This is a genomic window from Mycolicibacterium iranicum (assembly GCF_014190915.1).
Classification (GTDB): Bacteria; Actinomycetota; Actinomycetes; order Mycobacteriales; family Mycobacteriaceae; genus Mycobacterium; species Mycobacterium iranicum_B.
Genome location: NZ_JACHVU010000003.1, coordinates 287,460 through 313,104 on the forward strand (window position 1 = coordinate 287,460; position 25,645 = coordinate 313,104).

The 25,645-nt window shown below is 67.4% G+C and carries 24 protein-coding genes; 16 read left to right on the forward strand and 8 right to left on the reverse strand.

Annotated elements, in window-relative coordinates:
* Nucleotides 1–154: 154 nt before the first annotated feature.
* Nucleotides 155–967, reverse strand: coding sequence for a SigB/SigF/SigG family RNA polymerase sigma factor (locus FHR72_RS08705; protein ID WP_183467536.1), 813 nt, complete (start codon nt 965–967; stop codon nt 155–157).
* A gap of 93 nt (nt 968–1,060) precedes the next feature.
* Nucleotides 1,061–1,867, reverse strand: a complete 807-nt coding sequence (locus FHR72_RS08710; protein ID WP_311736093.1) for a SigB/SigF/SigG family RNA polymerase sigma factor — start codon at nt 1,865–1,867, stop codon at nt 1,061–1,063.
* 668 nt (nt 1,868–2,535) lie between these two features.
* Here FHR72_RS08710 and FHR72_RS08715 point away from each other — a divergent pair.
* The 5 genes from FHR72_RS08715 to FHR72_RS08735 all read left to right on the forward strand — a co-directional run bounded on the left by FHR72_RS08715 (nt 2,536) and on the right by FHR72_RS08735 (nt 6,687).
* Nucleotides 2,536–2,817, forward strand: a complete 282-nt coding sequence (locus FHR72_RS08715; RefSeq protein WP_183467538.1) for a GlsB/YeaQ/YmgE family stress response membrane protein — start codon at nt 2,536–2,538, stop codon at nt 2,815–2,817.
* Nucleotides 2,818–2,915: 98 nt separating this feature from the next.
* On the forward strand, nt 2,916–4,193 hold the full coding sequence (locus FHR72_RS08720; RefSeq protein WP_183467539.1) for a YihY/virulence factor BrkB family protein: 1,278 nt from the start codon (nt 2,916–2,918) through the stop codon (nt 4,191–4,193).
* Between the two features lie 67 nt (nt 4,194–4,260).
* Entirely contained in the window at nt 4,261–4,437 is a 177-nt protein-coding gene (locus FHR72_RS08725; protein WP_183467540.1) for a hypothetical protein, read from the forward strand.
* On the forward strand, nt 4,434–5,516 hold the full coding sequence (locus FHR72_RS08730; RefSeq protein ID WP_183467541.1) for an NAD-dependent epimerase/dehydratase family protein: 1,083 nt from the start codon (nt 4,434–4,436) through the stop codon (nt 5,514–5,516). The genes FHR72_RS08725 and FHR72_RS08730 overlap by 4 nt, the downstream gene beginning before the upstream one ends.
* Before the next feature lie 22 nt (nt 5,517–5,538).
* Nucleotides 5,539–6,687 carry a flavin-containing monooxygenase gene (locus FHR72_RS08735; protein WP_311736094.1) on the forward strand — a complete coding sequence of 383 codons (1,149 nt, stop codon included), beginning with the start codon at nt 5,539–5,541 and terminating at the stop codon, nt 6,685–6,687.
* Nucleotides 6,688–6,696: 9 nt separating this feature from the next.
* Here FHR72_RS08735 and FHR72_RS08740 read toward each other — a convergent pair whose 3' ends face one another.
* Nucleotides 6,697–7,962, reverse strand: a complete 1,266-nt coding sequence (locus tag FHR72_RS08740; RefSeq protein WP_183467542.1) for an oxidoreductase — start codon at nt 7,960–7,962, stop codon at nt 6,697–6,699.
* A gap of 94 nt (nt 7,963–8,056) precedes the next feature.
* Nucleotides 8,057–8,218 (reverse strand): hypothetical protein, encoded by a 162-nt coding sequence (locus FHR72_RS08745; protein ID WP_183467894.1) that lies wholly within the window; start codon nt 8,216–8,218, stop codon nt 8,057–8,059.
* Between the two features lie 177 nt (nt 8,219–8,395).
* On the opposite strand from FHR72_RS08745, the gene FHR72_RS08750 reads away from it, so the two are divergent.
* Together FHR72_RS08750 and FHR72_RS08755 are read left to right on the forward strand one after the other, a co-directional pair.
* Nucleotides 8,396–9,439, forward strand: coding sequence for a YihY/virulence factor BrkB family protein (locus tag FHR72_RS08750; protein WP_183467543.1), 1,044 nt, complete (start codon nt 8,396–8,398; stop codon nt 9,437–9,439).
* 372 nt (nt 9,440–9,811) lie between these two features.
* Nucleotides 9,812–11,179 carry a PE-PPE domain-containing protein gene (locus FHR72_RS08755; RefSeq protein ID WP_183467544.1) on the forward strand — a complete coding sequence of 456 codons (1,368 nt, stop codon included), beginning with the start codon at nt 9,812–9,814 and terminating at the stop codon, nt 11,177–11,179.
* A 62-nt stretch (nt 11,180–11,241) separates the two neighbouring features.
* Here the strand turns inward: FHR72_RS08755 and FHR72_RS08760 are convergent, their stop codons facing one another.
* A complete protein-coding gene (locus FHR72_RS08760; protein ID WP_221193226.1) occupies nt 11,242–12,465 on the reverse strand; it encodes an MFS transporter in 1,224 nt (407 codons plus the stop codon).
* Nucleotides 12,466–12,526: 61 nt separating this feature from the next.
* Entirely contained in the window at nt 12,527–13,141 is a 615-nt protein-coding gene (locus tag FHR72_RS08765) for a helix-turn-helix domain-containing protein (protein WP_183467545.1), read from the reverse strand.
* A gap of 577 nt (nt 13,142–13,718) precedes the next feature.
* On the opposite strand from FHR72_RS08765, the gene FHR72_RS08770 reads away from it, so the two are divergent.
* The 5 genes from FHR72_RS08770 to FHR72_RS08790 are packed head-to-tail and all read left to right on the forward strand — an operon-like array spanning nt 13,719 to nt 18,330.
* A complete protein-coding gene (locus tag FHR72_RS08770; RefSeq protein ID WP_183467546.1) occupies nt 13,719–14,903 on the forward strand; it encodes an ABC transporter substrate-binding protein in 1,185 nt (394 codons plus the stop codon).
* Nucleotides 14,904–14,930: 27 nt separating this feature from the next.
* On the forward strand, nt 14,931–15,833 hold the full coding sequence (locus tag FHR72_RS08775; protein WP_311736095.1) for a branched-chain amino acid ABC transporter permease: 903 nt from the start codon (nt 14,931–14,933) through the stop codon (nt 15,831–15,833).
* Nucleotides 15,830–16,861, forward strand: a complete 1,032-nt coding sequence (locus FHR72_RS08780; RefSeq protein WP_183467548.1) for a branched-chain amino acid ABC transporter permease — start codon at nt 15,830–15,832, stop codon at nt 16,859–16,861. Before FHR72_RS08775 ends, FHR72_RS08780 begins: the two co-directional genes overlap by 4 nt.
* On the forward strand, nt 16,845–17,630 hold the full coding sequence (locus tag FHR72_RS08785; RefSeq protein WP_183467858.1) for an ABC transporter ATP-binding protein: 786 nt from the start codon (nt 16,845–16,847) through the stop codon (nt 17,628–17,630). The genes FHR72_RS08780 and FHR72_RS08785 overlap by 17 nt, the downstream gene beginning before the upstream one ends.
* A complete protein-coding gene (locus tag FHR72_RS08790; RefSeq protein ID WP_183467549.1) occupies nt 17,620–18,330 on the forward strand; it encodes an ABC transporter ATP-binding protein in 711 nt (236 codons plus the stop codon). The genes FHR72_RS08785 and FHR72_RS08790 overlap by 11 nt, the downstream gene beginning before the upstream one ends.
* 48 nt (nt 18,331–18,378) lie before the next feature.
* Here FHR72_RS08790 and FHR72_RS08795 read toward each other — a convergent pair whose 3' ends face one another.
* Both FHR72_RS08795 and FHR72_RS26740 read right to left on the reverse strand, forming a co-directional pair.
* Complete coding sequence (locus FHR72_RS08795) at nt 18,379–19,512, reverse strand: XdhC family protein (RefSeq protein ID WP_183467550.1); 1,134 nt, start codon at nt 19,510–19,512, stop codon at nt 18,379–18,381.
* Nucleotides 19,513–19,515: 3 nt separating this feature from the next.
* A complete protein-coding gene (locus FHR72_RS26740; RefSeq protein ID WP_183467551.1) occupies nt 19,516–20,364 on the reverse strand; it encodes a cupin domain-containing protein in 849 nt (282 codons plus the stop codon).
* Between the two features lie 284 nt (nt 20,365–20,648).
* On the opposite strand from FHR72_RS26740, the gene FHR72_RS08805 reads away from it, so the two are divergent.
* From FHR72_RS08805 to FHR72_RS08820, 4 genes are all read left to right on the forward strand, one after another.
* Nucleotides 20,649–22,643 (forward strand): acetoacetate--CoA ligase, encoded by a 1,995-nt coding sequence (locus FHR72_RS08805; protein WP_183467552.1) that lies wholly within the window; start codon nt 20,649–20,651, stop codon nt 22,641–22,643.
* Nucleotides 22,640–23,335: an HAD family hydrolase gene (locus FHR72_RS08810; RefSeq protein WP_183467553.1), complete on the forward strand. Its 696-nt coding sequence runs from the start codon at nt 22,640–22,642 to the stop codon at nt 23,333–23,335. The genes FHR72_RS08805 and FHR72_RS08810 overlap by 4 nt, the downstream gene beginning before the upstream one ends.
* Nucleotides 23,336–23,659: 324 nt before the next feature.
* Nucleotides 23,660–24,652 carry an aromatic ring-hydroxylating dioxygenase subunit alpha gene (locus tag FHR72_RS08815; protein WP_183467554.1) on the forward strand — a complete coding sequence of 331 codons (993 nt, stop codon included), beginning with the start codon at nt 23,660–23,662 and terminating at the stop codon, nt 24,650–24,652.
* Nucleotides 24,653–24,891: 239 nt separating this feature from the next.
* Nucleotides 24,892–25,644, forward strand: a complete 753-nt coding sequence (locus tag FHR72_RS08820; protein WP_183467555.1) for a cupin domain-containing protein — start codon at nt 24,892–24,894, stop codon at nt 25,642–25,644.
* The last annotated feature ends 1 nt before the right edge of the window (nt 25,645 follow it).

A 25,645-nucleotide genomic window follows, 5' to 3' on the forward strand; every position in this document is an offset into this window, starting at 1 on the left:
CGGCTGATCCGGGGCTGCGGCGGAGACTGACTGGCAGCGGTCCGCAGCCGCTGTTCCTGTCCCTTGAAGAACACCGCGCAGCGTAGTTACCCGGCGGTACTGCCCCAAAACATGACGGACCTGTGACGAGGCGGGTGGGCGCGCGGTCCGAGCGCTACGCGACCCGGCCGGACCGCGTGGCTCCGATGAAGCGACCCGCGCCGTCGTCGAGCGCCTGCGAGCGCAGCGTGCTCAGCGCTTTGGCCAGGAGGCGGGACACGTGCATCTGCGAATAGCCCAGCCGCTCGGCGATCTGGGTCTGCGCCAGGTCGTCGAAGAACCGCAATCGCAGGACGGCCTGTTCGCGGGCGGGCAGCCTCTCCAGGAGCGGCCGGATGGTCTCGACGTCGACCACGGCGTCGAGTCGCGCATCGGGCTCGCCCAAAGTGTCTCGCAGAGCAAGGAATTCACCGTCCGGACCGGCGGTGGTGTCCGTCGACACCGTCGAGTAGTTGTTGCCGGCAATCGTTGCCTGGACGACTTCCTCGCGGTCGATGTTCAGATGCGCGGCGACTTCACTGGCCGTCGGTGCGCGACCGATCTGCTGAGACAGTTCGGCGCGCGCTCTGGCCAGCTGACCGTTGAGGTCCTTCAGACGTCGCGGCACCTTGACCGCCCACCCGCAGTCCCGGAAGTAGCGCCGCACTTCTCCCATGATGGTCGGCACCGCGAACGCCAGGAATCCCGATCCGCTGTCCGGGTCGAAACGCTTGACCGCGTTCATCAACCCCACACTGGCCACCTGGAACAGATCATCGTGTGATTGCCCCCGGCCCCGGAACCTGCGGGCGGTGTGCTGGGCCAAGGGCAAAGTGCGTTCGATGATCTCGCCGTGCAGTCGCCGGTATTCGGCGGATCCGGGATCGAGCTGTCGAAGCCGGCTGATCAACAGCGGGACGTCGGCGTAATCACTACGAGGTTCGGACAACGGTCGTCTCCCGGGATTCGACGGAATCGTCGGCTCGTGCCTGAACCAGTGGGGCGCATTTACCCCGTACGGGTGCCGGAAAAACCTCCGGGGTCACCCGACCCGTTCCCGCAGGGTGGCCAGTGCGCGCGTCAGCAGCCGCGACACGTGCATCTGCGAAACGCCGATCTCCTCGGCGATCTGGGTCTGCGTCTTGTCCTCGAAGAAGCGCAGCCTCAGCACCAGCCGGTCGCGCTCCGGAAGAGCGGCCAGCAGCGGCTGCACGGTCTGGACGTCGATGACCTTCTGGATGTTGTCGTCCGGGGACCCCAACGTCTCCTGCAGGGTCAGGCCTTCCCCTTCGCCGCCACCGAGAAGCGTTGCCTGCTCGGTGGATCGGGTGGAGTAGGCATTCGCCGCGACCAGCCCTTCGACGATCTCTTCCCGGTCCATACCGAGGTGGACCGCCAGTTCGCTCGGGGTGGGTGCGCGATTGAGCTGCTGGGTGAGTTCGGCGCGTGCGGTGTTGAGCCGCACGTTCAGTTCCTTGAGGCGACGCGGAACCTTCAGCGACCAACCGTGGTCGCGGAAATATCGACGTACCTCACCCATCATGGTCGGCACCGCGAATGCGAGGAAATCGTTCGCGCTGTTCACGTCGAAACGATTGACGGCGTTCAGAAGGCCCACACGAGCTACCTGGACGAGGTCCTCGTGACCTTCGCCGCGGCCGCGGAAGCGCCGCGCGATGTGGTCGGCGAGGGGCAGACAGCGCGTGATGATGGCGTCGCGCTGGTACTGATATGCCGCTGAACCGGCGTCGAGGGAGGCCAGAGCATGGAACATGTCGACGACGTCGTCGTAATCGTCACGCTTGCGCGTGGGTGTCTGGATGGGCCTTTCGGCGTGGAGTGTCTGCACGGAGATCACAGCTTTCGGGATGTTGCCGTGACGCATTGTGTTATCGACTGGCGCTGGCGCTCACGGCCCTGTCCTTATCAGGGGAGCGCGGCGCGCAGTCACTCGCGTCACGTTGTCGCGGACCGCTCGCTAGCGATTGGCATTCGGACCAACAATTCACGCCGGACTCTCGACATGCGCTTGCTGCGGCAGGTAGTTCACCATTGACGGCGGCACTGGGCCGGGTCTGTCGACAACGGTGATGTCACACGTTTTAGCAACTCCCTCTGACAATACGGTGCCTGTGCCTGAACGCAACCCCGCCGAGGGGCCGCGACCGGCCTTCGGCGACGCCCCAGTAGTTCAGCTCATCACGCTGAACAGGGCTTTTTGTGGGCGGCCCGATGTTTCTGACGGCCGTGTCAGTACCCGTTTCTTACTGAATGTTCAGGTGATCGCACGCGATCGACTCGATGCAGTCGTCGATCCCGGCGAGTCGGCATCTCGGGCCGTCTGGGGACGCTGCCCGACCAGTGGTTTTCACGGCGCGGTCATAGCGGCTGTGCGGTGACGACCCGATGAATGTCGAGCCGCGGGGGCTGTCCGGGCGTTTAAGGCCCTGATTCGTGGCAACACCGTGGCCTGTCGGGGCGACAACGCCTGTCGGGGCTTACACCAAGGAGCAGACCATGATCGGAACCATCATCGGCGCAATCGTCGTGGGCCTCATAGTGGGCGCGCTCGCACGCCTCGTGATGCCCGGCAAGCAGAACATCGGCGTCCTCATGACCATCGTGCTGGGCGCACTCGGCTCGTTCCTGGGCGCGTGGGTCGCCTACAAGCTCGGGTATTCGAATCAGAACGGCGGTTTCAAGATCATCCCGTTCCTGGTCGGCATCATCTTCGCGGTCATTCTGATCGCCGGCTACCTGGGCATCACCGGTCGGCGAAGCACCCGACCGCGGGTGTGATCGTTGTCGGTATGACCCCATTGCCCGTGGCGGTGAGGCGAAGTGATGCGCCGCAAGCGTCGTTCGCGTGAGAGGAATCCGCGCGTGAGAGGTATTCGATGACCAGCACCCCCCGCCACCTGCAGCCGCCGCCGCGGGTGGTGATCAAGGAGCGACGCCCGGTCGCCATCGCGAGTGCGTTCGCGGCCGGGGTCGCCGCCGGGGTCTTCACCCGCTCCCGCCGCTCCGCCGACGGCGTCGGCGATCGCGACGGGGCCTCACCGCCCCGCGACGGGGTCGAACCAGACAGCATCGAGAACGTCGAGGACGTCGCGCCCGATGACGGGCCGGACGGGGAGGACCAGGAGCCGACGGACGACCCGCCGGCCGATGATCCGCAGAAGCCGCAGTCTCCGACGGAGTTGACGCGGCCTTCGCTGAAATTCGTCCTGCGCCAGACGGCGGGTGAGTTCAGCAGGGACCAGTGCACGGATCTGGCTGCGGCGCTCACGTACTACGCCGTGCTGTCACTGTTTCCGGCCCTTGTGGTGGTGATGTCGCTGCTCGGAGTGTTGGGGCAGGGCGAACGCACGGCCGACGAACTGTTGAAGATCGTCAGCGACATCAGCCCGGGTGCCGCCGTCGATGTGCTGCGGGGCCCGATCGAGCAGCTGGTCAACGCGCCGTCTGCCGGCTTCACCCTGGTGGCGGGCATTCTGGGTGCGCTGTGGTCGGCGTCCGGATTCGTCGGGGCGTTCGGCCGCGCCATGAACAGGATCTACGAGGTCGAGGAGGGCAGGCCGGCGTGGAAACTGCGGCTCGAGCAGCTCCTGCTCACGCTGGTCGGCCTCGTCGTCGCCGCCACGGTGGCGTTGCTGCTGGCGGTGAGCGGCCCGGTCGCCGAAGCCATCGGCGGGTACCTCGGTATCGGGGCCACCGGGCTGACGGTGTGGAACATCCTGCGGTGGCCGCTGCTGCTGGTGCTCGTCGTTCTCGGGGTCGCCATGCTCTATTACTTCAGCCCCAACGTGCGGCAGCCCAAGTTCCGCTGGATCAGCGTGGGCGCCGCAATCGCCATCGTTACGTGGATCTGCGCTTCACTCGCCTTCGGCTTCTACGTCTCCAATTTCGGGAACTACAACAAGACTTTCGGCACCCTGGCCGGTGTCATCGTGTTCCTGCTCTGGTTGTGGCTGACCAATCTCGCGTTGTTGTTCGGCGCCGAGGTGGATGCGGAAATGGAACGGGGCAGGCAGTTGCAGGCGGGCATCGAGGCCGAGGACACCCTGAGGCTGCCGCTGCGCGACACCCGCGTCATCGACAAGAACCGCGCCAAGGATCAGAAGGCCCGCGTGCAGGGCCGGACCCTGCGCCGGTCGCGCGGGCAGCGCGCGTGACCGGTTTGCCGTCGCAGGACCAGGGGTACGGCCCCGACCGACCGTCAACCATGAGGAGACCGATTCCGTGAGTGTCATCCGTCGTTCCCGCTCCCTGGCCCGCCGGGGCCTGAAGATCCAGCGCCGAGTTGCGATCGCGCAGGTGCTGTTCTGGCCCGCGTTGGTGTCGACGGGGGTCGCGGTCGGTGTCGCCGCGGCCGTGCTGCGCCGGAAACAACCCGGACCCACGTCGGGCGGCGTGTGAGCATGCGCATCGTCGTCACCGGCGCCTCCGGCAACGTCGGTACCGCCCTCCTGCGCCAGCTGACCGATCCTGATCTCGGCCACGACGTCGCCGGCGTGGTTCGCCGTCCGCCGCGTCCCGTCGGGGTGTACCGCGATGTGCGCTGGCACGAACTGGATCTCGCCGCCCCCGACGCGGCGGCGCAGCTGCGCCCGATTCTCGACGGCGCGGATGCGGTGGTTCACCTGGCCTGGGGCTTCCAACCCACCCGCAATACCCGCTATCTCACCGAGGTGGGTGTCGGCGGCACCCGTGCGGTGCTGGAGGCTGCGCACGCGGTGTCGGCCGGCCAGCTTCTGCACATGTCCTCCGTCGGCACGTACGCTGCGGGCCGCTACGGCGAGCGGGTAGACGAATCGTGGTCTACCGCAGGCATTTCGACGTCTCCGTACAGCAGGGACAAATCAGCTGCCGAGACGCTGCTCGACGACTACGCGCGAGAGCACGGCGACGCAGCCCTGCCGGTGACGAGGATGCGTCCGGGCTTCATCGTCCAGCGTGCCGCCGCGAGCGGGCTGATGCGGTACGCATTGCCGGGCTACGTGCCGATGCTGGCGGTCCCGCTGCTCCCCGTGTTGCCGATCGACCGGCGGCTGTGCATTCCCCTCGTGCACGCCGACGACGTGGCCTCGGCCTTCGTCAGTGCCATCGAGCGGCGCGCCACCGGGCCGTTCAACCTCGCCGCGGAACCCCCGCTGCGGCGCGACGACGTCGCGAAGGTCCTCAAGGCCCGGCAGGTGCACGTACCGTCGGGGATCCTCGGATCCTTGGTCGACCTCAGTTGGCGGGCCAGACTGCAGCCGATCGACCGGGGCTGGCTGGACATGGCGTTCAGCGTCCCGCTGTTAGATTGCTCGCGCGCCACCGCAGAACTGGGCTGGCAGCCGCGGTGGTCGTCACTGGAGGCACTCGCCGATGTCATCAAAGGTGTTGCGCAACAAGCGCACACCGAAAGCCCTCCGCTACGCTCCCGCTCCCTGCTCGAACAGCTGCAACGCGACATCACCCACGGGCAGCTGACCACCCGGCACCTCCCCTGACGAGAACGGGTATAGAGGGCGGGTGTCCGCCGCAGCGTCCCATGCCGAGCGCATCGTCGTCCTCGGGGCCGGTCCCAGTGGCTTGGGCATCGCGCGCCAGCTGAAACACGTCCACGGTCTCGATCCGCTCGTCGTCGATCGCGCCGAGTTCCCTGCGGCGTCCTGGCGTGCGCGGTACGACGGGTTCCGGTTGAACACCTGCGGCTACTGGTCCCACCTCCCCGGTCAACGGATGCCGATGCGATACGGGCGGTGGCCCCGGCGCGACCAACTGGTCGAGTACTTCGACGACTACGTCGCCCGGCAGCAGGTACGCCTGGCGCTCGGTGTCGAGGCGGTCAGGGTCGACCGGCAGCGATCGCACTGGCAGATCTCCACCGATCGAGAAGAGATCACCGCGTCGGCCGTGGTGATCGCCACCGGGCACTACCACACCCCCTGGTGGCCGTCCTGGCCCGGAAGAGAGACGTACACCGGCGAGATCCTCCACGCTGCGCAGTACCGCAATCCCGACCCGTTCGCCGAACGCGACGTGCTGGTGGTCGGAGCCGGAAACTCCGCGACGGACATCGCGCTGCAGCTCGGCGAAGGACGAGCGCGCAGTGTGCGGCTCGCCGTGCGCACCCCGCCGCACCTGGTGCCGCGGTCGGCCGGCGGCGTCCCGATCGACGCCTTCAGCCCGGCATTCACGGCGATGCCGGTGAGATTCCTGGACACCGCGGCGACCGTCGCGCGCCGGCTGTGGTTCGGCGACCTGCAGAACGAGGGGTTGCCGCTGCCGCCGCGCGGCATCTACACGTCGCTGCGCGAGGACAGTCAGGTCCCCACGATCGGCAACGAGCTGGTCCGGCGGGTGAAAGAGGGGCGCATCGAGGTCGTCGCAGCGGTGTCGTCGTTCGATACGTCCGCAGTGGTTCTCGCCGATGGGAGCTCACTGCACCCCGATGTGGTGATCGCGGCGACGGGGTACAGCGAGGGGCTCGAACCGTTGGTCGGGCACCTCGGTGTCCTCGACGGGAAGGGCCGGCCGCAGAACAACGGTGTGCCAGGCCCGACTGCGGGATTGTGGTTTGCCGGCTACGAGGAACCGCTGATCGGGCCGCTACGGGCGTTCCGGCGACAGGCCTCGCGCATCGCCGCGGACATCGCGCAGCACCTCGCGTCCCGCTGACGGGAACGACTACAGCTCGGCGGCTGAGGGTTTGCGCCCTGAGCCCTTGGAGCCGAAGCCACCGCCGAATCGGTACCGCGCGTGGCGAAGGAGGTTCACGCGCGGCACCCGCCAGCAGGTGAGCGGATGGTGTTCGTCGTGCATCAAACAGATGTTGCAGGACACGCATGCCGGAGTCGTCTGTCGTCCGCTCGCGAACCTGTTCACCAGATCGGGCTCGCGGATGAACGGGCGTGCCATCGACACGAAATCGGCACGGCCACTGTCGATGAGACGGTTGACCGTGCCCAGGCGGCGCACACCGCCGACGAGAATGATCTTCGTGTCGACCCGGGCGCGAACCCGATCGGCGAAGTCCAGGAAGTAGGCCTCAGGTTCTGCCGACCTGTGCAGTCGGTGTAGCAGAAGATCGGTGAACGCCCGCACGCGCGAGACGGCGATGTAAGGCCTGATGGAGGCGCTCACATAGTCGCTCATCAGGTTCGAGGACACCTCGACGCCGTCGAGACCGGCCGCCGCGAAGGACTGCACGCCGGCAACCGCCGCGTCGACCGAGAGCCCTCCCTCCTCGTCGACGAGGTCGGCGACACCCACCTTCATGGTCAGTGCCCTGTCCGCAGGCAGTTGCGCGCGGATGGCTCGAATGACGGCCAGCGGCAGGCGGTCTCGCTCCTCCTGCGTGCCGCCCCATTCGTCGTCGCGCGCGTTCGTCAGCGGCGAACGGAACTGGCTGATCAGGTAGCCGTTGGCCCCGTGTAGGTGGACGCCGTCGAACCCGGCCTCGACCGCGCGGCGCGCGGCCTGACCGAACGCGGCGACGACCTCGTCGATCTCGTCGGTCCGGGCCGCGCGCACACGCCGCCCCGTCATGACGTTGTCGACCGCCGACGGCGCCAGAGGTTCGTTGTCGCGGACCATCGATTGGCTGCCGGCGTGGGCGATCTGGGCGAAGATGCGCCCGCCGTGGCGGTGCACAGCGTCGGTCACCGCCCGGAAATCGTCGATGGCGTCGTCGGTGTGCAGGCCTGCCTGCAACTCGCCGTAGCGGCCCCGCGGGTGGACGAACAGGTGTCCCGTGAAAGCCAGGCCGACCCCGCCGCGGGCCAGATCCTCGTGCAGGCGCAGGTAATCCGGGCCGATGCGCCCGCGTCGGTCGGCCATCGACTCTCCGGTGCCGGCCCGGATGAACCGGTTCCGGACGGAGACGGGACCCAGCGACGCCGGGGCGAAGGCGCCCGTGGGGCGACCGCCGAGGTTTAACGCAGTTGAAGTCACTTCAACGACATTAACCGCGGTGCTTCCGTGCCGCAGCGAAAAGCCGGTGATCCCGAGGAATCACCGGCTTTCCGATCACGTGCGGTCTATGGCGCTAAAACCAGACTTTTCGGCCGCCCACCGGACGCCCGACGGCGCCGAGGATCCATAGGACGATGCCGACAACCACGAGGATCCCGCCGATCGTGTAGAGGATTGACAGGCTGGTGAAGTAACCGATCAACAAAAGAACGATACCGAGAACGATCATGGTCATTCCTATCCACTGCGTAGGGAGACGCTGGCACACCAGGTATTGCCCGGTTCGTCAAATTCAAACGCTTTTGCGTCGTCCGGGCTGTGGCGTACCGCCGGCACGCCTGGAGTGAACAGGCAGGTGTTCGGGTACCCCTAGCTGCGCAGCGCGGGGCTGGCGGAATTGTGGGAGGTCACGATGGTCCAGTGGCTCGACCGCCTGCAGCAGAGAAGTCGTCTCGTGGGATTCGTCCTGGCGGTCATCTACAAGTACCTCGACGATCAGGGCACCTACCTGGCCGCCTTGCTCACGTACTACGCGTTCGTGTCGCTCTTCCCACTCCTGTTGCTGCTCACCACCACGTTGGGCGTGCTGCTGTGGAACCGTCCGGAATGGCGTGCCGAGATCGTCGACTCCGCGTTCAGCCAATTCCCGCTCATCGGCGATCAGCTCGCCACACCCGAATCACTCAGCGGCGGAACGACCGCCGTGGTCATCGGGATCCTGGGTGCCCTCTACGGCGGTCTCGGCGTCGGCCAGGCTCTGCAGAACGCGATGGACACGGTGTGGGCCGTACCGAAGTACGTGCGTCGTGACCCGATCAAATCGCGGGTGCACAGCCTGCTGCTGTTGATCATCCTGGGTTCGGCGTTGATCGCGACCACGCTGCTGACCGGTCTGGGCAGGAGCGCCGCCAATCTCGGATTCTTCGGGACCGCCGGGGTGGTGGCCGGGTCGATCGCCCTCAACACCGCCGTGTGTGCAGTTGCCTTCCGCGTCACCACGGTCCGGCCGCTGAGCTGGAAACAAGTGATGCCCGGGGCTGTCATCGCCGCCGTGCTGTGGCAGGTGCTGCAGTGGTTCGGTGCCACCTACGTGTCGCATGTCGTCGCGTCGGCCAGCGTCACCAACAGCGTTTTCGCGATCGTGCTCGGCCTGCTGGCATTCCTGTATCTGGTGTCCACCGCGCTGATGTTGTGTGCAGAGATCAACGTGGTGCGGGTCGACCACCTTCATCCCCGTGCGCTGCTGACCCCGTTCACCGACAACGTCGACCTCACAGAGGCCGACCGCAAGGCCTATGCCGGCCAGGCGGAGGCGCAGCGCGCGAAGAGCTTTCAGCAGGTCGACGTCCGGTTCGACGAGCAATCGGAGGGGCGATCGGGCGACGATGCGCCGGGCCCGACGGCGGGCGCGGATGCCGTCCTGGACCGGCGAGAGGCCGATGCGCCGGGCGCATAGCCCGCGGGCCCGGCAGCAGGCCGTCGCACGATCCGTGCCGGCGCCGACAGGCTCCAGCAACGGGCTCGCGACCCGGCGCAGAATCCTGTGGGACACACCGCACACGCGCCCGAGGATCGGCGGTGGCCGCACAAGTTTTATTAACTGCGCAGTTATTCGGCAAAACAACGTCGACGCGATGGAAGTCGACTGGCCAGCACAGACTCGTCTATAAGGCGTTTTCACGCCTTCAATAGTCAATTTCCGCGTTCTTCGCTGAGAATGGCTCGATGAGAATTGCTGGTTTTGTCTATTTTGTCTCTGCGCACCCTGTTGTTGCGCCGGGAAGCGGCGAATACATGACAGGTGACTAGTAATTTGGGGGAGATTCCCATGCGGATCACGAAACGCGGACTTCGTACCACCGGCATCGCGTGCGGCGCAGCAGCGGCTTCTGCGCTCCTCGGCATGTCCACCGCCTCTCCGGGCTGGGGGGTCAGTACGGCGATCGTCATCGGAGGTATCGGCACACCGGCTCTGCACGACGTGGTGATGTCGCAGCTCCTCGGTGGGGCATTGCAGGACTACGACCAGCGGGTCTCGGTCAACTGGCCCGCCGAAGCACGGCCGTACACCGGCGAGGACGACATGACCCTCGGGCAGTCGATCGAAATCGGTCAAGCCAACCTCGATGCCCAGATCGACGAAGCGCTGGCGCAATTGGAGCGCGACGCAGACGGCAACCCGCTGGAGGGTGAAGTCGTCACCGTCGTCGGACTGTCCGCCGGGTCCCTGGTGGTGACCGAGACCCTGCGCAGCTGGCAGACCGACAACGAGGAGGACCCGGACGCCGATGAGATCAACTTCGTGGTGGTCGCCGATTCCAGCCGCCAGGAGATCATCGACGACACCGAGGAATACAACGAGGAGTACGACTACACCTACCGGCAGCCCCCCGAGACGGTCTATGACACCGTCGAGGTCACCGGTGAGTACGACGGAATGGCCGACTTCCCGGATCGGTTCAGCCTCACCGCCATTCAGAACGCGCTGATCGGGTCCGCATTGGTGCATGTGCCGACGATGTTCTCCGACCTGTCCGACATCCCGAAGCAGAACATCACCGTGACCGAGAACGCGCTGGGCGGAACGACGGTGCACTATCTGGTTCCCGCCGAGACACTTCCGCTGGTGCAGGCCAATCCGCGCCTGGCGCCGCGCGAGGCCGAACTACGGGCCCTGATCGACAGGGCGTACAGCCGTAACGACCCCGCGAACGTCGCAGCCAGGCTGAACGGTCCGGATGTCCCCGACAGCATCCAGGAGCTCGTCACACCGGGCGGCGACGACATCGAGGCCGGAAACGTCGATCTCGCCACCGCGGCGGCACTGCAGGAAGACGCCGAAAGCGACATCGCCACCGACACGCAGGATGCGCCGCCGAGCCTCAGCGAGCAACTCAGCGCAGCGGCCGACGATTCCACCGAGGACGGGGCCGAAGCCGCAGAGCCCACGTCGAGCACGATCGGTGCGACGCTCGAGGCTGCGGTGGAGCGGCTCACCGGTGGTGTCGACGACGAGGGAACGTCGGCCCTGACGCCGGACGCCGACGATCAGTCCGACGCCAGCGGGACGGCCGAGACGAACGAGTCGACCGACGCCGAATCGGCCGATACGGAATCGACCGACACGGGCTCCACCGACACGGAGTCCGCCGACACGGCATCCGCCGACACCGGATCTTCTGACGCCGGACAGTGATCACACCTCCACAGGCCCGAAGCCCCGGCACCCGCCGGGGCTTCGTGGTGTCGCCCAGAGCTTCAGACGAAACGGGGACGGCCGGCCATCCAACCGAGCACGCCCTGCAGAACGGTGACCACCCCCAGCACAGTGAGTGGCCATGTCCAGTCCGCGGACGCGGCATGTAACACCCCGAAAATCAGCGGACCCCCCGCGGCGACGAGGTAGCCCACGCCCTGCGACATCGCCGACAGCGCAGCGGTTTCCGAGGGAACCCGGGTACGGAGGGCGATCACGCCGAGGGCAATCGGCAGGGTGGCCGTGCCGACACCGAACAACACCGCCCAGACCCAGGGCGCCGACGTCGGCGCGAGGGCCAACCCGATCACGGCGAGAAGGGTCGACCCGGTCACGGCCAGTATCCAGCCCGACTGCGAGGCCCGCCGGAACGCCAGCACCGGGATCACGAGATTCAGCGGAATCCCCATCAGATTCATCACCGCGAGCATCAGCCCGGCCTGAGTCCGGGGGATACCGTGCGTGACGAAGAACTCGGCCAGCCAACCCATCAGGATGTACGCCGAACACGACTGCATCGCAAAGAAACCCGCGACCGTCCAGGCCACGGGGCTACGGGGCAACGACCGCCGCACGGTCCCGGCGGGCGGTGGCCCGCCGGGCGTGTCGCCGTGCCGCACACTCGCGACCCAGACGATCAGCGCCCCAGCCGACAGCGCCGCCCACGCGCCCACGGCGCCCCGCCATCCTCCCAGCAGCGGTTCGAGCGCCGGCGTGGCGGCTGCCGCCAGACCGCCACCGGCAGCAAGGGCCGAGGTGTACATCCCGGTCACCCGGCCGACGATGTCGGGGAAGGACTGCTTGACCACCACAGGGATCAGGACGTTCCCGATCGCGATGCCCGAGGTCGCGATGAACGTGCCGCCCAGAACGACCCACGGCCCGTCCACCACCCGAAGAATCAGGCCGACGGTGAGCACGAACAACGCGAGGCCGATCGCCCGAGCGAGGCCCAGCCTGCGGTTGAGCCAGGGCGCCCCGATGGCCGCGAGCCCGAAACACAGTGCGGGAACTGCTGTCAGCAGGCTCGCCCAGACGAGCGACGCCCCGACGTCGGTGCGCACCGCACCGAGTACCGACGCAATGCTGGTGACCGCGGGTCGCAGATTGAACGCGGCCAAGACGATGCCGCCCAACAGTAGGGGAGTGCTGACCAGGGCGGTATGCCTGCTGTCGAGACCGCGCCCGGCGGTCCTCGGCTTCAGAACTCCCCGTTCTTCGCGCAAGCGCTCATCTGAGCCATGTCACTCCTTGGTTGTCGAATGCCCTGTCCGACAGGACGTGCCGTCAGTGTCCGTTCCTGCCGGGTGCGGATACGCGGACTACCAGCAGAGCCTCCGACAGGCACGTCCCGTTGTTCGCGAAGCGGTGGGGCCAGTCGGCATCCAGCCGGATGGAGTCGCCGGCGTCCAACTCGGTGAGAGTGCCGCCGATCTGGACGGTGAGGACGCCCGCCTGCACCACGACGATCTCCTGACCGTCGTGACGGACGAGCTCGGCCCCGGTGTGCGCTCCCGGCGCCAGGCGCAGGGAAGCGACTTCGAGGCCGTGCATCCTGCTGCGCTGGATCACCCGCCGGGTGACGCCCGGGCCGATCGTCAACTCCTGCTGGTCGGCGGCACGAACCAACGAGAGTTCTGGAGACCGATTGGGCTGGAACAGATCTCCGATCGCGACCCCCAGTGCCGAGGCCACCGCGACGAGAGAGCCCACCGACACCCCGGTCTTACCCCGCTCCAGCATCGACAGCATCGATGCGCTCAGCCCGGTGTTCGCGGCGATGTCGACGAGCGTCAGACCTTGCTCCATCCGGATCCGGCGGATCTCGGCGCCGAGCTTGCGGTTCGTCGCCTCTGACGCCGCCTGAACGTCGACGATCGAGCCTTCGCCCCCCGCGTTCATTTCCCACCACTTAACTGTGACTGAAGTTTCAAGGAATGAGTTTCACTGTAACTTATACCGTGGGTTCCGTCGGCCTGCCGGCATTCCGAGGCGACAGTTTCACTCGGCTGAATACTGCATGCGCGCGCGATCCAGGTTCCCACCGCATGCGGCCCTGGTCTATTTCAGTCAAGATGAAGAACGGTCAACCGGTTGCCCGGTCCGTGAACGGCTGGACATCGCACGGGGCGCCGCCCTGAAGCGCCGGAGGCGGCAGGCCCTCCGCCGCTGTTTCGCCAGCCCATGACCACGAGGAATGCCTCGTCAGAGCCCACGTCGTGTCACCCTTGCGATCTGGATCACACTGGCATATTCTTTCAACTGGCTTGAACTTGCCGGTTCACAGCCAGTCCACCGCATTAATACAGACGTAACGCGTTAACCTGCGCGAGTTTCAATCACATTGTACGCTCGGCTCTATCGCAGAGGGCTGCGATTCCCATCCAGCCGAGTACCACGGACCAGTGTCGGAGGTCATCAAGTGAACGTGAAAACATGCTGTCGGGTCCTTGCCGCCGGGGCTGCTGTCGGTCTCGTCGTGACGTCCTGCGCCGACGGGGGCGACCGTGGAACGCAGTCCTCCACCGGCGACATCGTCTTCGGGCAGCTGATCGGCGTCACCGGGGACTACGCCCCGTTCACCCCGCCTGCGATCGCCGCCTCCAAGATCGCCGTCGACGAGATCAACGACGCCGGCGGGATCATGGACCGCACCGTCGTCCTGGTCACCGAGGACAATCGTTCGACCGTCGACGGCGCCGTCGCGGGCTTCTCCAAGCTCACCACCGTCGACAAGGCCGCGGTCATGGGCAGCCTCGAATCCGACGGGCAGGTCGCGTTGTTCGATCAGGTGCAGCAGCGGCAATTGCCCAACATCTGCTCGTCGTGCGGCACGACGTTCCTCGACGATCGGGGCGGCAAGTTCTCCTTCCGCGTCACCGCCTCCGACAGTGACGCGGGAATCATCGTCGCGCAGGTGGCCCGCGACGCGGGCGTCAAGAAGCTGGCGATGATCGTGCAGAACACCGAGGGCGCCTCCGGTCCGGCCGAGGTCGCGACCGAGGCGTTCCAGAAGTCCGGCGGGACGGTCAACTCGGTCACCATCGAGCCCGGCGCGTCGTCGTACAACAGCGAGGTGGCCAAGGCTCTCGAATCCCAGCCCGACGCACTGTATCTGGCCGCCGGTGTCGAGGCCGGCATCCCGATCCTGCGGGAGATCGCCCGGCGCGGCTACGACATCCCGATCTACGTCTCACCCGACCTGATCACCGATGAGGTCGCCGCGTTGCCGAACGCCGGCCAGTTGACCGCGGCACTCATCGCCTTCGACGTCGAAAGCCCGGCCTACACCTCGTATGCCGAACGTTTCCGCGCCGCCACCGGTGGCGATCCGGAACCCGGCATGTACGACGCCAACAATTACGACCAGTACATCCTCTTCGCGTTGGCGATGGAGGCGGCCAAGAGCACCGGCGGCGCCGATGTCGCGGGCAAGATCATCGATGTCGCGACCGCCCCCGGCAAGAAGGTCTATTCGTTCGCCGAAGGCAAGGAGGCGCTGGCCAACGGCGAGGACATCGACTTCGACGGAGCGTCGAGCACCTTGGACATGAACGAGTTCGGCAACCTCAAGTCGCCGATCCTGGCCGTGCTCACGGTCAAGGACGCCGTCTGGACGCCCGGCGAGCAGGTCGAGGTCGATCCGGCGCTGCGCCCAGAGTGACCCCGGCGCCGTGACGCGCGCATCCCCGTGCGCGCCGCCCCGGCCGCTCCACCGAGGAAAGGTACACCGTTGGACAACCTGCTATTCGGGTTACTGACCGGCAGCATGCTCGCAGTGGCGACATCCGGATTCGCCCTGCTGCGCAACACCGAGCGGTTCCTGCACATCGCCCACGGACAGTTCATGGCACTGGGCGCCCTGCTGGCCGTCGCGCTGGGCGAGATGTTCGGCCTGGCGGCCGGCATCGTCCTGGCCGTCGCCGTCACCTCCGTCTTGGCGGTGGTCTCGGGCAAGCTGCTGTTCGACCCCGTCAAGCACCGGGGCGGCAACGTGCTGTTGTTCACCTCGGTCGGCCTGGCCTTCGTGACGTACGGCGCGATGATCGCCCTGTTCGGCACCGACCTGCGGGTATTCTCGATCGAGCTCGGGGCGGCCCGGCACATCGGCCCGTTCAACGTCGCCCCCGGTGAGATCGTCATGTTGCTGGTCGCCGTCGTCGTCATCGGTGGGCTGTGGCTTCTCCTGGGCCGCACGGGAGTCGGTCGCGACATCCGCGCAGTGGCCTCCAACCGTGAACTCGCCCAGATCCGCGGGGTGGCCATCGGCCGGGTGAGCACCACGGTGTGGGCCATCTCGGGGGCACTGGCCGCCGTCGCGGGGATCATGACCGGCATCCTCGGATCGGTCTCGACCGAATCCGGCTGGGGCTACATCCTTCTGGTGCTCGCGGCTGCGGTACTGGGCGGGACCGGCAACATCCTCGGCGTCATCGCGGCGGCCCTGGTGCTCGGCATCGTGATGGACATGAGCGCCCTGGTGATCGACACCGCCTACCGGCCGATCGTCGCCTTCGCGATCCTCATCGGGGTGCTGCTGATCCGCCCGCAAGGGCTGTTCTCGTTCCAGTCGCGCAAGGAGGCGGCAGCATGATCTCGATCGAATTCCTGGTCACGATCGCCACGTTGGCGTTCGTGTTCGCCATGGCCGCACAGCTTCTCAACCTGGAGGCCGCTTGGGGCGGCATGTGGGATCTCGGCATCGCCGGGCTCATCGGCGTCGGTGCCTACTCGTATGTGCTGTTGACCACGGCATCCGACGCGCTGATGCCCGGTCTGGGTCTGCCGTGGCCGGTGGGCATGCTGGGCGCCGGCGTGATCACCGGTCTGGTCGCCCTCGTGATCGGCTGGCCCGCGCTGCGGCTGCGGGGCGAGTACTTCCTCATCACCACCTTCGCCTTCGCCGAGATCCTGCGGCAGATCATCGTCATCCAGCGCGACATCACCGGCGGCACCTTCGGTCTCACGACCATCGTCAAACCGTTCGAATTCCAGTTCACCATCGAGGGTTATCCCTATGTGCGGCTCGCACTGACCGTGGTGCTCACCGCGGTGGTCTGGCTGGTCTGTTCCAGGATCGCGACATCGTCCTACGGTGCGACCCTGCGCGCCGCGCGCGACAACGAACCGCTGGCCATGGCGATGGGCAAGAAGATCAAGACGTTGCGGCTGTCGACCTACGCGACGGTCGGACTGATGTGCGGCCTGTTCGTCGGGCCCGCGTACGCCTGGATGCTCGGCGCCCTGGTGCCATCGGTGTTCAGTTCGCATCTGACGTTCACGCTGTGGGCCGGGCTGGTCATCGGCGGTCTGGGCAGCAGGTTCGGACCGATCGTCGGCGCGCTTCTGCTCACCGGCGTCAGTGAGATGGTCCGGCTGGTGCATGTCCCGCCGGAGCTGGCCAACCTGCACGCTGCAGCGCACCCGATGCTCGTCGGGCTGCTGCTGATCATCGTGCTGCGGTGGCGTCCGGACGGATTGCTCAGTGAGAGAGGCACCTTCGCGCGGCTGCGGCGACGTCACCGGAGACCGGCGGCGCCCGGGTCGACAGCGGCCGGCGCCGATTCCCCCACAGTGTCCACGCCGATTCTCACCGGGAGTGCGCATGACAGCAACAGCTGACCTCGAGGTCGTCCACGTCGACAAGACCTTCGGCGGCGTGCGGGCTCTGAACGACGTGACGATCTCGATCTCCAGTGCCGAGATCACCGCGTTGATCGGGCCGAACGGCGCCGGTAAGACGACCCTCTTCAACGTCATCTCGGGTTTCGGCACGCCCTATACCGGGCGCGTCGTCTTCGACGGCCGGGATCTCACGGGGCTTCCCGCCTACAAGGTCGCCCGGGCGGGGTTGGTACGGACGTTCCAGACACCGGTCGGGTTCAGCTCCATGACGGTCGTCGAGAACGTCGCTCTGGCTCTGGCCGGTTCGGACCTGGACAACCCATGGTCGCCGTTCCTGAACTGGCGCAAGGACCGTTGCCGCAGAGCCGAGGCCAACGTGGCGGCATGGGAGGAGCTCGAGCGGGCCGATGCGGCACACCTGGGGGACCGCGAGATGGGCGACCTGTCTCCCGGCGACGCGAAGCTGGTCGAGATCCTGCGACAGCTCGCCCTGGCACCCCGGATGCTGCTCCTCGACGAACCTGCCGCGGCCATGACGGTCAACCAGATCGACACGCTGTCCGGGATCATCAGAGGGATCTCGGAACGCGGAATCGGGGTGCTGGTCATCGACCACAACCTGAGTTTCGTGCTGGAGCTGGCCGCGACGGTGCACGTGTTGGAGACGGGGGCTGTGATCGCCTCGGGCACCCCGGAGCAGATCGGTAACGATCCGAATGTGAAACGGATCTACCTGGGAGGAGCGGAGGATTCCGATGTTGCTTGAGGCCAGCGGTGTGAGTACCGGGTACGGTCCGCTCACGGTCGTCCGCGACGCCACGCTGACCGTGGCGGCCGGGGAGATCGTGGCGGTCGTGGGTCCCAACGGTGCGGGCAAGTCGTCGTTGATGAAGTGCATCGCCCGTTCGCTGCCGGTGCAGGGCGGTTCGCTGCGGTTCGCCGGCAAGGACCTCGCCACCGTGGCGCAGAACCACATCGCCCAGCTCGGGATCGGTTATGTTCCCCAGCAGGGCAACGTCTTTCCCGAACTGTCCGTCCAGGAGAACCTTCAGGTGTCCTGCCGGGGAAGCCTGTCCGAAGCGCGGACGATCACGAAAGAGGTCCTGCACCAGTTCCCTCGGTTGAACGAACGGATCAAGCAGGCCGCGGCGACACTGTCGGGTGGGGAGAGGCAGATGCTGGCGATCGCCTGTGCTCTGGTCAGTTCGCCGTCGCTGTTGATGCTCGACGAGCCGACGACCGGGCTGGCACCGTTGATCGTGCGCGAACGCATCGCCGACATCCAGCGTCTCCGTGATCGCGGCGCCGGTGTCCTGTGGATCATCGAGGAGCACCCGCGGATCTGCCTGCCGGCGGTGGACAAGGTCCACTTCATGTCCGACGGCACCCTGGGTCCCGCCATGGCGGCCGGCGCTCTGCTCGAGGAGGGCGCGCTCGAAGAGCTGTTCTTCGGCGTCTCGCACTGACGACCGGGGGCGTTTTCTCCTGGCGAAAGGCACTGCGGCAGAACGTGGTCAGCGATCCGTCACGGTGCCGTGGATGGCCCCGCGCAGCTCGGCCAGGGGCCGGCCGCTACCGCCCCAGCGCGCGGCGATGATCTCGGCGGCGATGCTGATCGCCGTCTCCTCCGGCGTGCGGGCGCCCAGGTCGAGCCCGATCGGGCTGGACAGTTTGCCGATGTCGGCCTCCGACACCCCGGCCTGTCGGAGTCGGACGAGCCGGTCGTCATGGGTGCGTCGCGACCCCATCGCTCCGATGTACTCGACCGCGGGCAGGCGCAGGGCGACCTCGAGCAACGGCACGTCGAATTTCGGATCGTGGGTGAGCACCGCCAGGACCGTGCGCGCATCGATGCGGCCCGCGGCGTCCTCGCCGCTCAGATAGCGGTGCGGCCAGTCGACGACCACATCGTGGACGTCAGGGAACCGGGCCCTGGTGGCGAACACGGGCCGGGCGTCGCACACGGTGACGCGGTAGCCGAGGAATGTCCCGATGCGGGCCACCGCGGCGGCGAAATCGATCGCGCCGAATACGATCATGCGCGGCCTGGGTGCGAAGGACCACACGAACACCCGCATCCCCTCGCCGCGGCGTTCCCCGTCGGGCCCATAGCTCAGGGTTGCGTCGATACCCGAGGCGAGCAGTCCGGCGGCGTCGGCGTCCACCGCGGCGTCGACACGGTCGGATCCCAGGGTGCCGGTGGCATCCCGGCCCGCGGGGAGAAGCCTGCGGCGGCCCACTCGGGTTCGGTCGGGATGGTCGATGACCGTGGCCAGCGCGACCGCCGTCTCCGATCTGACCAGCGTCGCCAGCTCGGCGAAGTCGGGAAACGTTGTCCGGTCCACCCGTTCGACGAACACGTCCAGGATCCCACCGCAGGTGAGGCCGACCGCGAATGCGTCGTCGTCGGACACGCCGTACCGGTGGAGAACCGGCGTTCCGGATCGGATGACCTGCTGCGCAGTCTCGTAGACCGCCCCCTCGACACACCCACCGGAGACCGAACCGACTGCCGTGCCGTCCGTACCGACCAGCATCGACGCCCCCGCGGGCCGGGGCGCCGACCGGAAGGTCGCGACGACGGTGCCGACACCGGTCGGCTCACCGGACTCCCATCGAGCGAGAAGCGCGTCGAGCACCTCACGCATGGTTCAGCGCCGGGAAAGGCCGCCGGCGGTGGGAAGCTCTGTGCCGGGCGGGAGTTCGATCCCGTCGACATCGACGCCGGCGGCGCGCAGCATGTCGACATCTGCCGGGCAGGGCCCACCGACGCTGATCACCCGCTCTCCACGGTCGGCGGCCACCGCGTGCCAGAAGCCGATCTCGATGTGGATGGTGTCGCCCGGGCCGAACTGCAGCCGCTCGCCGGTGGTCACGTTCTCGGCGGTGCCACGGCCTTCGAGGATGTGGATGGTGTCCTCCGAATAGGCGTGCACGTGCTCCTTGTTGCGTTCACCGGGTTGCAGGACGACGTAGTTCATGTTGGCTGCGACCGCGCCGATTCCCAACCACACCACCAGCCGCGCGTCCTGGGAGATGAACGGCACCAGAAGGCCCGGGGAATCGCGGTGGTGCACCGAGATCTCCGGCCAGACATCGGCGGCGGGGGCGGGCACGACCGGCGCCCCGGTGAGGGAAGACTCTGCAGGACAGGGCCCCCCGACGAAGCGTGTACCCGCCGAGCCGGTGAGGCGGTAGGGGGTTCCCGGCCGCACGTGGACCATCGAGCCTTCGGTCAGATCGGAAGCCTGGCCGCTGGTGTCGTGCACGACCGTCCCGGCACCCCCGACGAGGTAGTAGGCGGCTTCCGAAGAGTGGGTCAGAGAGACGGACCGGCCGGCGTCGGCGAACTGCAGATCGTAGAGGCCTCGGCACTCGGCACCTGTACGGGGACCTACGATTTCGCGCCAGGTGCCGCCCGCGAGGAACCCTTGGTCGGGTCCCCATTCGTCGCGGGAAATGACCCTCATCCCCGGGGTCGTCCTCTGCTGTTCAGCCACAGCGGAAGCGTAACATCAGTTTCAATTTCATCAAACATTTTTCCGGTCTACTGAAGCCGCGTTCTTGCTGCGGAGGTTGCTGTCCCGGTCGGCACCCGGCACGATGCCGCCGGTGACCAAACCGCCCGCCCGCGTTGACCTCCGCGGCAGACTCCTGTGTATCCATCGCGGGTTCGTACCAGCCCGCGGCGGCGCGCGCTACCGCGTGCGGGGCTATTCATCTAGATTGAATCTTGTTCCAATCCACTTATCGGCGCTGCACCCGGCGCCAAGGAGGGCGCTCCATGGCTTCGTCGCGCAGTTCGGAATCCGCGCCGCCGGTGCTGTGGCGACCGGACCGCGGCCGCATCGAGGACACCGCCATCGTCCGGTTCGCCCGCTGGGCCGGGATGTGCCGGGACACCCAGATCGAGGACGCCGCGGACTACTCCGCACTGCACGCGTGGTCGGTACGGGACCCCGCCGGGTTCTGGTCGGCCGCCGCGGGATTCCTGGAGGTGATCTTCCACGATCCGCCGGAGCGGACCCTGGGGTCGACCGACATGCCAGGGGCGCAATGGTTTCCCGGCGCCACGCTGAACTACGCCGAGCATGCGCTGTCCGAGGGGCCCGGGCGCCACGACGGCGACACCGCCGTGGAATTCGCCCGGGAGGACGGACTGGAGCGGACGGTCACCTACGGCGAGCTGCGTGACCTCGTCGGGCGGGCGCGCGCGGGTCTGATCGCGGCCGGCGTCGGCCGTGGGGACCGGGTGGTGGCGCTGGCCCCCAACTGTGTCGAGACGCTCGTCATGTTCCTGGCCGGCGCGTCGCTCGGCGCGATCTGGTCGTCCTGCTCGCCGGACTTCGGGGCGCGAGCGGTGCTCGATCGCTTCGCCCAGATCGAGCCCACGGTGCTGCTCGCCGTGGACGGCTACTGCTACGGCGGCAAGCACTTCGACATCTCCGACCGGCTCGATGCTCTGCGCGACGGGCTGCCCACCGTCACGACCACGGTGCTGGTGGGCTACCTGAACCCCGAAGCCGAGGTCGCGGGCGCCCTTCCGTGGACGGAGTTCCTTCGCGCCGGGAGCGCACCTGCCTACGACCCGGTGCCGTTCGACCACCCGCTGTGGGTGCTCTATTCGTCGGGCACGACGGGCCTGCCCAAAGGCATCGTCCAGGGGCACGGTGGAATCGTCCTCGAACATCTGAAAGCACTGCGGTTGCAGTGCGATCTCGGTCCGGGAGACCGCTTCTTCTGGTTCACCACCACCGGGTGGATGATGTGGAACTTCCTCGTCGGGGGCCTGCTGGTGGGGGCCACGGTCGTGCTCTACGACGGCAGCCCGGGCCACCCCGACATGAACGTGTTGTGGGCACTGGCCGAAAAGCATCGCGTCCGGCTCTTCGGCGTCTCGGCGCCGTTCATCCACGGCTGCATGGACGCCGGGATCAGCCCGGGCGAGAGCTACGACCTCTCCGCGATGCGGGCCCTGGGCTCGACCGGATCGCCGTTGTCGGTCAACGGCTTTCGCTGGATCGGCGATCATGTGGGCGGGCACGTCCAGATCTGTTCGATCTCGGGCGGCACCGACGTCTGTACGGCATTCCTCGGTTCGGCGCCGACAGTGCCGGTGTGGCTGGGCGAGTTGTCGTGCGCGGCACTGGGCGCCGACGTGCACTCGGTGGATGAGCACGGCGACGAGCTGACCGGTCAGGTGGGGGAGTTGGTCCTGACCAAGCCGATGCCGTCCATGCCGGTGAGATTCTGGAACGACCCCGACGGCTCACGGCTGCGCGCGGCCTACTTCGAGGATTACCCGGGGTGGTGGCGGCACGGCGACTGGGTGATCGCGACCGACCGGGGTTCGTTCGTCATCCAGGGACGCTCCGATTCGACCCTCAACCGCGGCGGCGTACGGATGGGAACCGCCGACTTCTACGCGGTGGTGGAGAGCTTCGCCGAGGTGAAGGATTCCCTGGTGATCGACACCACGGAGTTGGGCGCCGACAGCGAGGGAGAGCTCCTGTGCTTCGTCGTACTCGCTGCGGGCGCCACGGTGGACGCCGTCGAGCCCGCACTGCGGTCGGCGTTGCGACGGGAGTTGTCGCCACGCCACGTGCCCGACCGGTTCCTCACCATCGACGCGGTCCCGAAGACGCTCAGCGGCAAGAAGTGCGAGGTCCCCGTCAAGAAGATCCTGGCCGGGATGGATCCGGACAAGGCGGTCAGCCGCGAGGCCCTGCAGGACCCCGCCGCAATGGAGCCGTTCCTGGTGCTGGCGTTGAAGGCGTGAGCGATGCCCTCCGGCCGACGGCCGTGCTGTTCGACCTCGACGACACATTGCTCGACCATCGCGGCGCCGCCGCGGATGCGTTGCGGGCGTGGGCGGTCGATGCCGGAGTGGGCATGCCCGCCGACGAGCTCGCCACGACATGGCAGCTGCTCGAACGGCAGTACTACGACCGGTATCAGCGGGGTGAACTGACCAAGCTCGAGCAACGGCGGGCCCGGGTGCGGGATCTGCTGAGCCCGGTCCTGCTCACCGACGAGGACGCCGATGCGCTCTTCGAGGCGTACTGGAATCTCTACAGGTCGGCATGGCGCGCGTTTCCCGATGCCGAGGGCGTCGTGCGACGTGCCTTGGCCGCCGGACTGCGCGTCGGGCTGCTCACCAACGGCGACGTGCGCGATCAGCGCCGCAAGGTCGACTCCACCGTGCTCGCGCACTTCGATCTGCCGATGTTCGCCTCCTCGGAGCTGCCCGCGGCCAAGCCCGACCGCAGAGCCTTCGAGTTCTCCTGTGCGGCACTGCACGTCGAGCCTGCGCAATGCCTGATGGTCGGCGACTCGCTGGTCAACGACATCGAGGGAGCGCGCAGCGCCGGCCTGCCCGCCATCCTGCTCGACCGCTACGGCCCGGCGCGGCCGGCGCCCGAAGAGCACGGGCTGGTTCGCTCACTCGACGAGCTGCACTTCGACGGCTGAGCGCCCGCCGGACGCACGATCGGTTGCGGTGCAGATCACACTGACCTAAAATTCAAGCTAGTTGAAGTCCGCCGCGATTCATGCCCCATGTCGGCGGGCTGACTGAAACCACGCTGAAACTCGACACTGCCGACCTGCGCTCCGAGACGGACGCCGGGCGGTGCACCAGCGATTCAGGGAGGTGACGAGGATGCGGGCGGTACCACGATTCGCGGTGTTCCGGCGCGGACTGGTCGACGGCGGGGACTGGCGCCTGATAGGCGGCGGCCCGTTCCGCAGGACGTCCCAGCCCCTCTCACCCTCACCCTGAAACGGAGTCCACCCATGTCCCAGCCGGCACTGCAGGCCTTCTGGCACCCGATCGCCGCGGTCGACGACATCACCGAACAGCCCCGGCGTTTCACCCTTCTCGACGACTACATCGTCGCCTTCCGCGACGAACGCGGCGTCGCGGCGTTCCGCGACCTGTGCATCCACCGCGGCGCAGCGCTGTCATTGGGATGGGTGCGCAACGGCGCGCTCGTCTGTCCGTACCACGGCTGGCAGTACGACCGCAGCGGTGCCTGCATCCGCATCCCGGCACGGCCCGCCGAATCGTCCATCCCGACGAGCGCCCGCGCGCAGGCTTATCGGGTGCAGGAGAAGTACGGGCTGGTGTGGGTCGCGATGGACGAGCCACGCGACGATGTTCCGCTGTTCCCCAACGACATCTACGACCTGCCGGGGTGGAAGTCGTTCGTGTCCTACCGCGAGGTGTGGAACACCTCGGCGGCCCGCGCCGTGGAGAATTTCATGGACTTCTCCCATTTCCCGTATGTGCACGACGGGCTGCTCGGGACCGAGGACAACGCCGAGATCGCGCCGTACACGGTCGAAAAGCTCGCCAACGGTCTGCACTACTGGCTCGAGCAGGAGGAGCCGAGTGACCTCTACGGTGCGGGCGGCAGTCAGAAGGTCCGCTACGAGTACACACTGGTCGTCCCGTTCACGATCCACCTCAAGAAGATCGAGATCGGAACGGGACGGGAGACCATCATCACGCAGTTCACGCTGCCCCGGACGGAGACCTCCACCGAGTTGTTCGTCGTCATCGTGCGCAACCACTCCCACGACGAACCGGACAGTACATTCGGCGATTTCACCGCCACGATCATGGAACAGGACCGCCGGATCGTGGAGAGCCAGCGGCCGGAGAAGCTGCCGGACTCCCTGCGCGAAGAGCTGCACATCAAGGTGCCCGACGCCGCGAGCCTGCTGTACCGCCAGCGGTTGTCGGCGCTGGCGAAGGTCGAGGCGTTCGGACCCTATGGGGCCTGAACGACCACGGCCCGACGCGGCCACGGCCACCCCGTGCGATGTGCGTATCGGCGCGGTCGATGGCCGCTTCGGCACGATTCCGGTGCCGCCGTGGGGGCCCGGGTGCGGATCCGGCCGCCGTGTGTGACGTCGGGCGACGAAATCCGGAGGTGCGCCGCAGCGCGAGTTGCCTGCAGGACGCGCGCGTTCACGTACGCTGAAACAGCTTTTCTAGCCCACCAGCCCCACGGAGAGCCCCCATGACCCGATCTCGATCCGCTGCACCGGCCGGCAGGCGCAGCGCAGCGGCAAGCACCGGTGCGAGGAAATCGGCGAAGACCGAGAAGGGCCGATCGGAGAAGGGCCTCGGCGCGGTGAAGGCGGACAAGGCCGGCAGGCACGGCAACGGTGCGGTGGCGGGCGGTGGTGCCGCCGTCGCCGAACGCGACTCCGATGCCGCCGAGCAGACCATGCTGCTGGTGGGTGCACGCATCCGCGCGATGCGCCTGCGTCAACAGCTGACCCTGCGCGACGTCGCAGAACGCACCGGTGTGAGCGTCTCGATGCTGAGCATGCTCGAGCGGGGAGTCTCCACCGCGTCGGTCGGCACGTTGGTGGCGGTGGCGTCGGCGCTCGGAGTCCACATGTACGACCTGTTCGCCCACAAGGACGGTGCCGACGGTTCGCCGGTGACCCGGCTGGCCGAGCAGACGGTGGTGCGGATGGGGGAGGGCACGACCCGACGGGTGGCCCACAACGACGCTGTCGCGGGCCTCGAACTGGCGGTCAACGAGTACGACCTCGGCGGCGCGAGCGGCCCGTCCGCCACGCATCACGACGGCCGCGAGTTCGGTGTGCTGATCTCGGGCCAGCTGACCATCGAGCTCGACGGGCAGAGCCACGTGCTGGAACCCGGCGACGTCATCGCGTACTCGTCGGACCGTCCGCACCGCATCGCGAACACGGGTGACGAGCGCGCGGTCGCGGTGTGGGTGAACCTCGACGAGAGCTGAC